We start from the raw sequence: 11,720 nt of genomic DNA, 5'->3' as shown, positions 1-11,720 counted from the left end.
GAACGAAGAACCGGAACGAAGAATCGGCCGGGCTCGATGTGCTGCCGAGCCCGCCGTGTTCAGCGCACTTGCTGGGCGTAGCGCCAGGCGAGTTCCGCCATCGGCCGTGCCTGCCGGCCGGCGTCGAGCGCACGCGCGCTGGAGGCGGTGCCATCGGCCACGCGCTTCATGATGCCTTGCAGGATCGCGGCGATCCGGAACATGTTGTAGGCGAGATAAAAATGCCAGTCGCCCTCGATCGTGAAGCCGGTGCGCTCGACATAGCTGGCGATGTGGTGACGTTCGTCGGGGATGCCGAGCGCGGCCAGGTCGAGCCCGCCGATGCCGCGGAATCGTCCCGGCTCGGTGTGCCAGGTCATGCAGTGATAGGAAAAATCGGCGAGCGGATCGCCGAGCGTGGAGAGTTCCCAGTCGAGCACGGCCAGCACGCGCGGCGCGTCGGGCGCGAAGATCAGGTTGTCGAGCCGGAAGTCGCCGTGGACGATGGCGCTGCGTTGTCGGGCCGCGTCGGCGGCCGGGATATGCTGCGGCAGCCATTCGATCAGCCGGTGCATGGCCTCGATCGGCTCGGTTTCCGAGGCGGCGTACTGCTTGCTCCAGCGCCCGATCTGGCGCGCGAAGTAATTGCCGGGCTTGCCATAGTCGCCGAGCCCGAGCGCCTGCGGGTCGAGCCGGTGCAGCGCGGCGATCACGCGATTCATCTCGTCGTAGTGGGCGGCGCGCTCGGCTTGCGTCATGCCGGGCAGCGCAGGATCCCACAGCACCCGCCCCTCGACGCAGCTCATCACGTAGAAGGCGCGGCCGATCACCGATTCGTCCTCGCAGAGTGCGAGCATGCGCGGCACCGGCACGTCGGTATCGGCGAGCGCGGCCATCACGCGGTACTCGCGCTCGATCGCGTGGGCCGAGGGCAGCAGTTTGGCGACCGGCGCCGGCTTGGCGCGCAGCACATAGCGGCGCGTCGGCGTGACGAGCTTGAAGGTCGGGTTCGACTGCCCGCCGCGGAACTGCTCGATCGAGAGCGGGCCCGCATACCCACTCACATGGGCGGCGAGCCAGGTGTCGAGCGCCGCGGTGTCGATGTGCTGGGCCGCGCTGACCGGCGCTGTGCCCTCGAAGGCCGAATAATCGTCCGGCTTTGCCGCTCCTTGCTGCGCTTGCCTCATCCTTGCCTCCGGGGCGCCGCGCGGGTTCAGCTTCCCGCGTTGGCCTGAACGAACTGGTGATAGAGCACTTCCATGACGGTGTTGCGAGCGTCGCGATGCAGCGCATCGGGCGGCGTGTAGTTGAGTTGCCGGATCACCCAGTCGTGCGCATGCTGGCCGACGTCGAGCACGTTGATGCAGGCGGTCGATTGCGCGAAGCGTCCGATGAACAGCCGCTGCTCGGGCAGCGTGGCATGGGACAGCAGCGCGCAGTTGACGCCGCCGTGCAGCACCAGCAGCGCGGTGTCCCAGCCGGGATCGGCGCGCAGCGCCGCGAGCGGCGGCAGCACGCGATCGATCAGCTCGCCGATGGTTTCGCCGCCGAGGAAGGGCACGTGTTCGGGGACGATGCCGTGGAAGGCGCCGATAAAGGCCGCCTCGACATCCTCCGGCGGCAGGTCGGCAAGATGGCCGCCGCGGATTTCGCGCCATGCCGGTTCGATCTCGACGTCGATCGCCTGCCCGGTTTCCGCGAGCACGAGCGAGGCCGTTTCGATGGTGCGATTCAGGCCGCTGGTGATCACGCGGTCGAAGCGGATCGATTGCGCGGCGAAGGCGCGGCCGGCCGCGCGGGCCTGGGCCCGGCCGAGTTCGTTGAGCGGTACCGCGTCCGGGTCGATCGCCTGTTGCCGGGCATCGAAATAGGTGACGTCGCCATGTCGCATCAGGTAGATGCGGCGGCGAGTCGGCAGGGTATAGATAGTGGTCATCCTGGGATCATCGGGAATAGACGGGCGGCCGTTTCTCTAGGAAGGCGGTGATGCCTTCGAGCCCGTCGGCATGATGGAGCGAGGCGACGAAATGATCGCGCTCGGCCACCAGGTGCGCCGCGAGCGGCTGCTCGGGCGCGTCGGCGAGCAAGGCCTTCACGCGCGTGACGGCGTTCGGCGAGATGCGGCCGAGCTCGTCGGCCCAGGCCAGCGTTTCGCCGAGCACCGAGCCGGCACGCGCGAGGCGATTGACGACGCCGAGATCATGCAGGCGTTGGGCCACGATTGGTTTGCCCTCGATCAGGATTTCAGTGGCCAGCGCGCGCGGCAGTGCACGGGCCAGGAACCAGGAGCCGCCGCCGTCCGGCGTGAGTCCGACGCGCGCGTAGGACATCACGAATTTCGCGTCCTCGGCGGCGACGACCAGGTCGCAGGCCAGCGCCAGCGAGAAACCGGCCCCGGCGGCCGCGCCTTCGACCGCCGCGATCACCGGCTTGGTGACGGTCCGGATCGCGGTGATCCATTCGCCTAGCAGGTCGATGCTGGCGGCCTGCACCGCGGGATCCCTGGCGCGATTCTCGAGCAGCCGGTTCAGGTTGCCGCCGGCGCAGAAGAAGCGATCCGCGCCGGTCAGCACCACGCTGCGGATCGAGGGATCGCGCTCGGCGGTGTTCATCGCCTCGAGGCCGGCCGCGTACATGTCGGGATGCAGGGCGTTGCGCGCGCCCGGATTCGATAGCGTCAAGACCAGGGTCGATTCGCTTTCGGCGGGGCGGGACGCGAGCAGTTCGGCGCTCATGCGGATGTCTCCAGGATGTCGGTCTTTTGGCCGGCGCGGCGAATGCATGAACGCGCGTCCGGTGGTCGGGGCTGCGAAGTGCTTTAGACTAGCACGAACGTGCTATTCGGCATGTCGCGACGAGCCGCGGATTTCACGAGCAGGGCTCGCGCCTCGAACCCGTCAGGACAGGAGAACGATGATGCTGCAGCTCTGTGGTTTGCCCTTATCGAACTACTACAACAAGGTGAAGCTGGTGCTGCTCGATCACGAGATCGATTTCGAGGAGCAGATTCATACGCTGCCGCTGAGCGGTGACGAGGCGCTCGACGCCTCGCCGTTCGGCAAGGTGCCGTTCCTGCGCACCGAGCACGGCTCGCTGTCGGAATCGCAGGCGATCGTCGAGTACCTTGCCGCGCGTTATCCGGAGAAGGGCCTGTTCCCGGCCGATCCGTTCGAGGCGGCCAAGGTGCGGGAGATCACCGTCTTCGTCGAACTGTATCTCGAATGGGTCGCGCGCAGCCTGTACGGGCTGGCATTTTTCGGCGGCACGGCCAGCGAGGAGACGCAGCGGCGCGTCGAGAAGCGCCTGGTCGGCGCGCTGGCCGCGTTTCGCAAGATGACGCGCTTCGCGCCCTACGTGCTCGGCGAGACCTACGGGATGGCCGACGTGGCCGCCTATATCCACCTGCCGATCGTGGGGCTCGCGACCAAGGCCGTGTATGGCCGCGATCTGGTGGTCGAGGCGGGAATCGACTGGAAGGCGTATTCGAAGCTGGTGGGCGAGCGTCCCGCCGCGCAGCGCGTGACGGCCGATCGCAAGGCTTATCTCGAGGCGAACGGCGCCAGGCGCTAGGCCAGGGCGGCTGCGCGGGCTGGGGCCAGGGCAGCCGCGGCGCGAACTCGGGAAGCTGCCGGCGCCGCGCGGCCCGCTTAGAGCCGCGAGAGGCGCTCCAGCGCGGTCGCGAGCGTGTCTTCGCGCTTGGCGAAGCAGAAGCGCACCACGCCCGATTCGTGCGGCTCGTGATAGAAGGCCGACACGGGGATCGCGGCAACCCCGATCTCGGCGGTCAGCCACTTGGCGAATTCCGCCTCGGGCAGGTCGCTGATCGCCGAATAATCGACGCACTGGAAGTAGGTGCCGGCGCAGGGCAGCAGCTTGAAGCGCGTCGAGGCGAGCCCGGCGCGGAACAGGTCGCGCTTCTTCTGGTAGAACGCCGGCAGCGTCAGGTAGGGCTCGGGATCGCGCAGGTAGCTGGCGAGCCCGGCCTGCATCGGCGTGTTGACGGTGAACACGTTGAACTGGTGGACCTTGCGGAATTCGGCCGTCAGCGCTGCCGGCGCGGCGACGTAGCCGACCTTCCAGCCCGTCACGTGATAGGTCTTGCCGAAGCTCGAGACGATGAAACTGCGCGCCGCGAGTTCCGGGTAGCGCGCCACGCTCTCGTGCCGCTCGCCGTCGTAGACCATGTGCTCGTAGACCTCGTCCGACAGGATCAGCACCTCGGTGCCGCGCACGATCTCCTCGAGCTGGCGCATGTCCGATTCGCGCCAGACCGTGCCGGTCGGGTTGTGCGGCGTGTTGATCAGGATCAGCCGCGTCTTCGGCGTGATCGCGGCCGCCAGCTTGTCGAAGGGGATCGCGTAGTCGGGCGCTTCCAGCGTGACGAACACCGGCTTGCCGCCGGCGAGTTCGATCGAGGGCAGGTAGCTGTCGTAGGTCGGCTCGACCACGATCACCTCGTCGCCGGGGTGGACCGCGCAGAGGATCGCCGTCAGCAGCGCCTGCGTCGCGCCGGCCGTGACGGTGATCTCGCTGGCCGCGTCGTAGCGGCGGCCGTAGATCCGTTCGATCTTGTCGGCGATCGCCTCGCGCAGCGGCGCGGCGCCCGTCATCGGCGGATATTGGTTGTGGCCGTCGCGCATCGCCTCGGCGACCGCCTCGATGATCCTCGGATCGCAATGGAAATCGGGGAAGCCCTGGCCCAGGTTGACCGCGCCCTTTTCGGCCGCGAGCGCGCTCATGACCGTGAAGATCGTGGTGCCGACCTGCGGCAGGCGGGAAACGATGGCGGGCGTGACGGGCGAGGCGGACGGTGCGTTCATCGTGTGTCGGGCGGATGCGATGGGGTGGACGGGGCCGAGCGCGGCGCGGGCTGCGGCCTTCAGGCCGGCGTCGGCTCGGTGGGTTCGGCGGGTTCGAGCCCGCAGGCGCTCACGAACGGTGCCGGCTGCGCGATCCGGAAGTGGAAGTCGCGTTCGGTGCGGCGCGAGAGCTTCAGCAGCGCGCGGTCTTTCGACACGAGCCAGTCGGCATCGACGGCCCGGGCGAGTTCGAGGAATTTCTGGTCGTCGCGGTCCTTGCACTTCGGCAGCGGCGGCGCGTCCTCGGGCAGCGGGGCCGAGCCGTCGGCCGCTTGCGAGAGCCGGGCGACGGTGGCCAGCGCTGCGGCCTTGTCGAGCGCGCGCGAGGCGAATTGCGGATAGTCGAGCACGTGCTCGAGTTCGTTCAGGCAGCGCGCGTCGATCAGGGCAACCAGGCTGCCGTTCTCGAGCGCGGCCCGGATCGGGCGCACGGCGGGGTCGTCGAACACGAGGATGTCGATCCAGACGTTCGAGTCGAGCACCACGCGGTGCCCGTCTCGCGGAGCGTTGGGGCTGGGCATTCGTTACAATCGGTGGTTTTCGTCTGACGGCACCGCACCGCGTGCCGGCGAGCCTCTATGATAATCGTTCTCTCTCCCGCGAAATCGCTCGATTACGAGACCCCGCCCCATATTCCGACCCACACGCTGCCCGACTTCATCGAAGACGCGGCCGAGCTGATCGAGGGATTGCGGAAACTGTCGCCGCAGCAGATTTCCACGCTGATGGACATTTCGGACCCGCTGGCCCGTCTCAACTTCCAGCGTTACGCGGATTGGTCGCGCCAGTTCACGGCCGCCAACGCCAAGCAGGCGGTGCTCGCCTTCAATGGCGATGTCTACGAGGGGTTCGACGCGCGGACCTTGTCCGCCTCCGACCTCGACTATGCCCAGCAGCATGTGCGCGTGCTGTCCGGCCTCTACGGGCTGCTGCGCCCGCTGGACCTGCTGCAGCCGTATCGGCTCGAGATGGGCACGCGTTTCCAGAATCCGCGCGGCAAGGATCTCTATGCCTTCTGGGGCGAGCGCATCACGCGGGCCTTGAACACGCAACTGGCCTCGCGCGATGGCGACGCACGCGTGCTCGTGAACTGCGCCTCGACCGAGTACTTCAAGTCGGTGAAGCCGAAGCTGCTCGACGCGCCGGTCGTCACGCCGGTGTTCGAGGACTGGAAGGGCGGCCGCTACAAGATCATCAGCTTCCACGCCAAGCGCGCGCGCGGTCTGATGGCGCGTTACGCGGTGACCCGGCGCATCGCGTCGGCCGAGAATTTGAAGGACTTCGCCGAGGAAGGGTATGCCTTCGACGCCGAGGCCTCGAACGATTCCACCTATGTGTTCCGTCGGCGGATCGGCGCGTAATCCACGCGCCGTCCCCGAGGTTCCGATCTGATCCCGTGCCTCAAGAGGGCGCGGCTACCTGGAGACAAGATGACTCTCTCGATTTCCACCCAGTTCGATGCCGGCGCGATCGACGTCGTGTCCTGCGAGCGTCCCGAGGAGATCCGCCTGCGGATTCGCGGCGACAATCAATCCGAGTTCGCGCAATGGTTCTATTTCCGCCTGTCGGGCGCGCGCGGCGAGCGCTGCGTGATGCGTTTCGAGAACGCGCACGAGAGCGCCTACCCGGCGGGCTGGCGCGGTTATCGCGCAGCGGCGAGCTATGACCGCGTGAACTGGTTTCGCGTGCCGACCGATTTCGACGGCAAGGTGATGACGATCGATCACACGCCGGAATTCGACAGCATCTATTACGCCTACTTCGAGCCCTATGGCGAGGAGCGTCATTCGGAATTCCTCGGCGCGATCCAGCAGATGCCGCAGGCCAACGTGGTCGAGCTGGGTCGCACCGTCGAGGGGCGGCCGATGTCCCTGCTCGTGCTCGGCACGCCCGACGAGGATGGCAGCAAGAAGAAGGTATGGGTCATCGCGCGCCAGCATCCCGGCGAATCGATGGCCGAATGGTTCGTGGAAGGGCTGGTCAAGCGTCTGGCGGGCTGGGGCGACTGGGCGGGCGACGCGGTGGCGCGCAAGCTCTACGATCACGCGACCTTCTATATCGTCGCGAACATGAATCCCGACGGCAGCGTGCACGGCAACCTGCGCACCAACGCGGTCGGCGCCAACCTGAACCGCGAGTGGATGGAACCCGACGCGGCGCGCAGCCCCGAAGTGCTGGTGGTGCGCGATGCGATCCACGCGATCGGCTGCGACATGTTCTTCGACATCCACGGCGACGAGGACCTGCCCTACGTGTTCGTGGCTGGTTCGGAAATGCTGCCCGGCTTCACCGATCGCCAGCGCGAGGAGCAGGACGCGTTCATCGCCGCGTTCAAGCAGGCAAGCCCCGATTTCCAGGACGAGCATGGTTATGCGGCCAGCAAGTATCGCGAGGATGCGCTCAAGCTGGCCTCGAAATACATCGGCCACGCCTTCGGCTGCCTGTCGCTGACGCTCGAAATGCCGTTCAAGGACAACGCCAACCTGCCGGACGAGCGCGTCGGCTGGAACGGCGAGCGCAGCGCGGCGCTCGGTGCCTCGATGCTGCTGCCGATCCTGAACCATCTGCAGCGCTTTGCCTGAGGAGACGATGCCTCGGCGTTGAATGCGCAAAACAAAAGGCCGGAATGTCGACGCATTCCGGCCTTTTGCATGAAAAGCCGATCGTGACGCGCCGCGAGGGCGCCGGAGCTCAGGATTTCTTCGCCGTGCTCTTCTTCTTGACGGCTTTCTTGCTCGTCGTCGATTTCTTCACCGTTGCCGATTTGCGAGTGCTCTTGCCGCTCGCCTTGGCCTTGCCCTTGCCGCGATGACCACCGTGCAATTGCCGCTTCGACGAACTGCTGCGCTCGGCGCGCGGCCTGGCGGGAGGGACCGGGTCGTTCCAGCTGAAGGCGAGCATCTGGCTGCCGACATAGCCGCAGCGGAATTTCAGGCTGGCCGGGTCACCACCGTTCTGCGAAATACCGAGACCTTCGACCGTCACGATGCTGTCGACCTTGATGCGCTGCTTGCCCTCGTCGAACGAGTCGTTCCAGGGGGTGATCGTGGCATTGCCGCTGTCGAATGCGCTGGGCGGGAATTCGACGTGATCGAATGCACTCGATGTGCTCGCAATGAAATTGCCGTGCGCGGCGCAGTCGGCGACGAGCGGATCGGCATGCATTTCGGTGACGTATTTGTTGATCAGTTCGGTGCGCTGATCGAGCAGGTCGGCGAAGGCGGGGGCGGAAAGCGCAAGCGACAGGCCTGCGACACAGGCTGCCAGCTTGCCGAACGCGCCGAATAGACGCTGGGCGGGGAAGCTGTCCATCAGGATTCGAGAGTGCGGAATTGAGTCGCCGGGCACGTAAGATGCCCGACGAAGGCGAAGAGTTCAATCTTAGCGCAATTTTTTTGACATGCTGCTGTTTGCCTGGTCGAAAGTGCCGGCTCGCGAACCGAGCCGGCACGATTGCCCGAGCCGCAGCGGATATTTTCAGGCGCGAGGGCCGCCGAGACGGTAGCGACGCACATCGAAGGTGGTCACCCAGGCCGGCCGGTAGATCGCGATCAGGGCGGTGGCCATGCCGGTGAACCAGGCCTCGCCGAGTGCGAGCAGCAGCGTGTTCAAGCCATAACCGGCCGGAATCACCAGGGCCGAGCCGTCGGCGATGCCGATCTGCACGCCTGCCGCTGCGGCGGCCACGACGCCGATGGTGACGGCTGGGGCGATGAAGCCCTGGCCGACGATGAAGGTCGGGAGGTTGTGGGGCAGCCAGGCAACCGCGGCACGCTGGAACAGCGTCGAAATGGCAACCGGCAGGGCGCCGTAGACGAGATAGGTCAGGCCGACACCCTGCCAGCTCGCATCGAAGACGATGGCCGCGATGCCGGTGACGGCGCCCATCGCGATCAAGGCGAGCGTCCAGTCGAACAGGGTCGCGATCAGCGTCGCGCCGAGCAGATGCATGACGAGGCCGTCGTCGAGCCAGGCGTTCGAAGCCCAGAGCACGGTGATCGTGGCGATCAGCGCACACCAGACGTGCTGCAGTGTCGGATCCTTGAGGCGGCTGAACGGACGCTTCCACGACGCGAGCGCGAGCGCCGCCGCGGCGGCGATCCAGCCACCGACGGCGACCCAGAGCGGAAGCGGCGTGTAGAGGAAGCCCATGCTTCGAATATTACTCGTTGACGCTGAAAAATGGGAACCGATTCGACGCCCGGCGCCGACTCAGGTGTTGCGTTTCGGCGTCGTCGGCTCCGGCTCGGCCGCCATGGGTACCGGGATCTGCGGCCCCTCGTAGGCAACCAGCGGATATTTCCTGCGGCTTGCGCGTGGGGATGGCGGAATCGAGCCTGGTGAGCCGAACAAGGGGCGCGACTGGGTCTGGCGGGCCGTCGCGAGCACCTCCAGATGCGGCGGCAGCCAGCCGTTGTAGATTGCCACGGCGGCGGCACGGTTGGCCGCGCCGAGCTGCTGGAAAATGCTGGCGAGATGGATCTTGACCGTGCCTTCGCTGATGCCGAGCGTGCGGGCAATCATTTTGTTCGTGTTGCCCATGTGCACGAAACGCATGATCTGCGCTTGCCTGGGTGAGAGGACGCCGGTGCTCGGTTGGCGGCGCAGGGGGATCTTCCTGGCGATACGGACTGAACGATCGCCGGCCAGGCGTGCCTCGATGAGATCGAGCGCACCGGGCGGTATGTAGTAACCGCCCAGCAGCACCATTTCGAAGGCCCGGATCACGAGGTGGGAGCCCATGCTGCGCGGAACCACGCCCTGCGCGCCGGTCGCGAACTGTTCCTGGGCTGCCGTGGCCGACGTATCGTCGACCAGTACCGCGACGGGCGTCGGCGCGCTGGCCTCGCACAGCGCGCGCAGATCGCCGAGACGAGGCCCGTGCGGGGCGTCGACGATGATCATGTCGAAGCTGTGCTGCCTGACGACGCGCATGGCCTGCCGCCAATCCTTGGCATCGTTGTAGCCGCCGTGCCGATCGATCTGCCGCAGCAACGCCTTCAAGCCGTCGCGGCGCTCCGCGTCAGGACTCAACACCAGGAATCTCATCGCTGCCTCCTTCGTTTGGTTTGTAGCGTGATGACGATTAGCGTCGCGAACATGATGACAAAACGATTACGTCGCGTCGGCCTAGCCGAACGTCATAGGAAGAGGTGCAAGTATGTGAAAAAAAAGAGCCGCCTCGCGGGCGGCTCTTTGTCGCTGTGAAACAGCCTGGCGGCGTGCCGGCTCAATGGAAATGCGGCTGGGCGGGGGAGGCGTCTTCCGGCATTTCGGCGTGGACGATTTCACCGAGCGGGTCGGCATACAGCGGAACGCCGCAATCGTCGCAGTATTCCGGTTCGAAGCGGCCGGCGTGACGGCGGATGTCGGTCACGCCCGTATCCTTCAGCAGGGAGACGATTTCCTCGATCGGGCCGTCGACCGGGGCCTCGGCATCGACCATCGTGTCTTCCACGGCGATGTCGCCGTTCTCGCGTCCATACAGCGGCCACACGACGCCGTAGATCACGTCGTTGCTGCCGCGTCGCGTGAAGCCGATCCGGTATTCGTCGATGCGGCGCTCGCCGAAGCCTGCGACGACAGCCCGCAGTTCCTGCGGGGCAGCGCCGATCGTGTCGAACAGGTAACGGATGGCGGTGCGAACCGTATGCGGGCGCACGCGCTCGTCGGCGTCGCGGCATGCCGAGTAATAGGCGTCCGGCAGCAGGCATTCGAATTCGCAGCCCGGCAGCGCGTTGGCCAGATTGCCGCCGCCCTGGCTGGTCCATTGCTCGAGGCACTGGCCGCGTTCGATGCGCGCGCCTTGCTCTTCTTCCTGCCAGCGGAACATCGGCGAGCCGGCCGGCGTCGCGACCACGGCCAGCAGGAAGCGGGGGTCGGCCAGGATCGGCGAGGTTTCAGGCAGGTCGCCGAAGTTGAGGCGGGGCGCCTGGCCGCCGAGCGCGGCTTGTGCGAGCTGCTGCGTGAGGCGATAAGCCTCGACGTGATGGCGCGGCAATTGGTCGATGCTGTAGAGGAAGGGGGCGAGCGCGACGTGCGTCTGTTCCGCGAGCACATGTGCCTGCAGGTGCGTGCGCAGGACCTCGGCGATCTCGGCCTTGAGCGTCCCGGACGGAATCATGTAGCGCGTCCAGGCGAGAATCGGCACGGCGACGAGCAGCGCTTCGTGCGTCTGCCCCTCGTGTTCGACGAGCAGCGATTCGCTGTGGGTCTCCGCCATGTCGGCGAGCGCGCCATAGGCATCGGGATGATTCTGTTGCAGATGGTCGAGCGCGGCGTCGAGGGTCGTCTGATTGCCGTTGCGGATCACCTTCGTGAGCAGCGCGTCGAGCTTCGCTTCCCAGAACCGGTCCTCGACACGGCTGCCGGATGCGAACAACGCGAGCGACAGGCCGACCAGTTTGTCGGCATCGGGGGGGAGGCGTTTGGCGGTTCGCTGGCGCATAGATCTGGATAGTTAGAGGTGGGTGCTTTGAACCTGCCATTTTAGTCGGTTCCCGCGCGGAGCAGCGGGTCGTCCGGACGGCTACGAGAATTCCGGTACGTGCTGGCGAAGCGAGGAGAGGGGGAGGTGAGAGAGAGACGAAAAAATATGTTCGATTCCCCCTTGCGCGCTGGCTAAAGCCTGCTTAGAATCACGCCTCTTTCGCGCTAACGGAAACGCGGCACGAAAGAGGAAGCAAGGTTGGATGAGTCGAGCGCCTGAGCAGTTGGCCGCTGATTCGTTTAGCTGAGAAGTGATCGACGAAGTGTGTTGATCGCGGCGCTGAAAAAAGTAGTTGACGCGCTGCGAAATGTTGATCATAATCTCGCTTCTCTGCTGCTGAAAACGCAGCGCTGCTGAAGAAACCAAGTTACTTCGCAGAAACGCTCTTTAAA

The 11,720-nt window shown here is 66.1% G+C and carries 12 protein-coding genes; 3 read left to right on the top strand and 9 right to left on the bottom strand.

What is annotated here, in order from left to right:
* Nucleotides 1-59: 59 nt before the first annotated feature.
* The 3 genes from F3J10_RS09425 to F3J10_RS09415 are packed head-to-tail and all read right to left on the bottom strand — an operon-like array spanning nucleotide 60 to nucleotide 2,714.
* Nucleotides 60-1,166 (bottom strand): phosphotransferase, encoded by a 1,107-nt coding sequence (locus F3J10_RS09425; RefSeq protein WP_025102124.1) that lies wholly within the window; start codon nucleotides 1,164-1,166, stop codon nucleotides 60-62.
* Between the two features lie 26 nt (nucleotides 1,167-1,192).
* Nucleotides 1,193-1,915 (bottom strand): histidine phosphatase family protein, encoded by a 723-nt coding sequence (locus F3J10_RS09420; RefSeq protein ID WP_167241944.1) that lies wholly within the window; start codon nucleotides 1,913-1,915, stop codon nucleotides 1,193-1,195.
* Between the two features lie 7 nt (nucleotides 1,916-1,922).
* Nucleotides 1,923-2,714, bottom strand: a complete 792-nt coding sequence (locus F3J10_RS09415; protein ID WP_025102126.1) for an enoyl-CoA hydratase — start codon at nucleotides 2,712-2,714, stop codon at nucleotides 1,923-1,925.
* Nucleotides 2,715-2,895: 181 nt separating this feature from the next.
* Here F3J10_RS09415 and F3J10_RS09410 point away from each other — a divergent pair, with 181 nt between their 5' ends.
* Nucleotides 2,896-3,549, top strand: coding sequence for a glutathione S-transferase (locus tag F3J10_RS09410; RefSeq protein ID WP_166913142.1), 654 nt, complete (start codon nucleotides 2,896-2,898; stop codon nucleotides 3,547-3,549).
* A 77-nt stretch (nucleotides 3,550-3,626) separates the two neighbouring features.
* Here the strand turns inward: F3J10_RS09410 and F3J10_RS09405 are convergent, their stop codons facing one another.
* The gene (locus F3J10_RS09405; RefSeq protein WP_025102128.1) at nucleotides 3,627-4,799 is read right to left on the bottom strand and encodes a pyridoxal phosphate-dependent aminotransferase; all 1,173 of its coding nucleotides are present in this window, start codon (nucleotides 4,797-4,799) and stop codon (nucleotides 3,627-3,629) included.
* Nucleotides 4,800-4,858: 59 nt separating this feature from the next.
* Nucleotides 4,859-5,359, bottom strand: a complete 501-nt coding sequence (locus F3J10_RS09400; protein WP_025102129.1) for a putative toxin-antitoxin system toxin component, PIN family — start codon at nucleotides 5,357-5,359, stop codon at nucleotides 4,859-4,861.
* A gap of 57 nt (nucleotides 5,360-5,416) precedes the next feature.
* Here F3J10_RS09400 and yaaA point away from each other — a divergent pair, with 57 nt between their 5' ends.
* Nucleotides 5,417-6,199, top strand: coding sequence for a peroxide stress protein YaaA (yaaA, locus tag F3J10_RS09395; RefSeq protein WP_167241943.1), 783 nt, complete (start codon nucleotides 5,417-5,419; stop codon nucleotides 6,197-6,199).
* A 69-nt stretch (nucleotides 6,200-6,268) separates the two neighbouring features.
* Nucleotides 6,269-7,420: a M14-type cytosolic carboxypeptidase gene (locus F3J10_RS09390; RefSeq protein WP_013698837.1), complete on the top strand. Its 1,152-nt coding sequence runs from the start codon at nucleotides 6,269-6,271 to the stop codon at nucleotides 7,418-7,420.
* 109 nt (nucleotides 7,421-7,529) lie between these two features.
* Here the strand turns inward: F3J10_RS09390 and F3J10_RS09385 are convergent, their stop codons facing one another.
* The 4 genes from F3J10_RS09385 to F3J10_RS09370 all read right to left on the bottom strand — a co-directional run bounded on the left by F3J10_RS09385 (nucleotide 7,530) and on the right by F3J10_RS09370 (nucleotide 11,286).
* Nucleotides 7,530-8,150: a hypothetical protein gene (locus tag F3J10_RS09385; RefSeq protein ID WP_167230055.1), complete on the bottom strand. Its 621-nt coding sequence runs from the start codon at nucleotides 8,148-8,150 to the stop codon at nucleotides 7,530-7,532.
* 165 nt (nucleotides 8,151-8,315) lie between these two features.
* A complete protein-coding gene (locus tag F3J10_RS09380; RefSeq protein WP_025102298.1) occupies nucleotides 8,316-8,990 on the bottom strand; it encodes an energy-coupling factor ABC transporter permease in 675 nt (224 codons plus the stop codon).
* A 60-nt stretch (nucleotides 8,991-9,050) separates the two neighbouring features.
* On the bottom strand, nucleotides 9,051-9,887 hold the full coding sequence (locus F3J10_RS09375) for a response regulator transcription factor (protein WP_025102299.1): 837 nt from the start codon (nucleotides 9,885-9,887) through the stop codon (nucleotides 9,051-9,053).
* A 181-nt stretch (nucleotides 9,888-10,068) separates the two neighbouring features.
* Nucleotides 10,069-11,286 carry a DUF2863 family protein gene (locus F3J10_RS09370; RefSeq protein ID WP_167230052.1) on the bottom strand — a complete coding sequence of 406 codons (1,218 nt, stop codon included), beginning with the start codon at nucleotides 11,284-11,286 and terminating at the stop codon, nucleotides 10,069-10,071.
* Between the last annotated feature and the right edge of the window lie 434 nt (nucleotides 11,287-11,720).

The organism is Burkholderia sp. Cy-637, from assembly GCF_011753175.1.
Taxonomy (GTDB): domain Bacteria; phylum Pseudomonadota; class Gammaproteobacteria; order Burkholderiales; family Burkholderiaceae; genus Burkholderia; species Burkholderia gladioli.
This window is presented reverse-complemented; position numbering and strand designations above follow the sequence as displayed.

Bases quoted from the DNA above. Each gene is read 5' to 3' on its own strand.
- F3J10_RS09425 (WP_025102124.1), bottom strand. From the start codon at position 1,166: ATGAGGCAAGCGCAGCAAGGAGCGGCAAAGCCGGACGATTATTCGGCC.
- F3J10_RS09415 (WP_025102126.1), bottom strand. From the start codon at position 2,714: ATGAGCGCCGAACTGCTCGCGTCCCGCCCCGCCGAAAGCGAATCGACC.
- yaaA (WP_167241943.1), top strand. From the start codon at position 5,417: ATGATAATCGTTCTCTCTCCCGCGAAATCGCTCGATTACGAGACCCCG.
- F3J10_RS09375 (WP_025102299.1), bottom strand. From the start codon at position 9,887: ATGAGATTCCTGGTGTTGAGTCCTGACGCGGAGCGCCGCGACGGCTTG.
- F3J10_RS09385 (WP_167230055.1), bottom strand. From the start codon at position 8,150: ATGGACAGCTTCCCCGCCCAGCGTCTATTCGGCGCGTTCGGCAAGCTG.
- F3J10_RS09400 (WP_025102129.1), bottom strand. From the start codon at position 5,359: ATGCCCAGCCCCAACGCTCCGCGAGACGGGCACCGCGTGGTGCTCGAC.
- F3J10_RS09405 (WP_025102128.1), bottom strand. From the start codon at position 4,799: ATGAACGCACCGTCCGCCTCGCCCGTCACGCCCGCCATCGTTTCCCGC.
- F3J10_RS09420 (WP_167241944.1), bottom strand. From the start codon at position 1,915: ATGACCACTATCTATACCCTGCCGACTCGCCGCCGCATCTACCTGATG.
- F3J10_RS09380 (WP_025102298.1), bottom strand. From the start codon at position 8,990: ATGGGCTTCCTCTACACGCCGCTTCCGCTCTGGGTCGCCGTCGGTGGC.
- F3J10_RS09370 (WP_167230052.1), bottom strand. From the start codon at position 11,286: ATGCGCCAGCGAACCGCCAAACGCCTCCCCCCCGATGCCGACAAACTG.
- F3J10_RS09390 (WP_013698837.1), top strand. From the start codon at position 6,269: ATGACTCTCTCGATTTCCACCCAGTTCGATGCCGGCGCGATCGACGTC.
- F3J10_RS09410 (WP_166913142.1), top strand. From the start codon at position 2,896: ATGCTGCAGCTCTGTGGTTTGCCCTTATCGAACTACTACAACAAGGTG.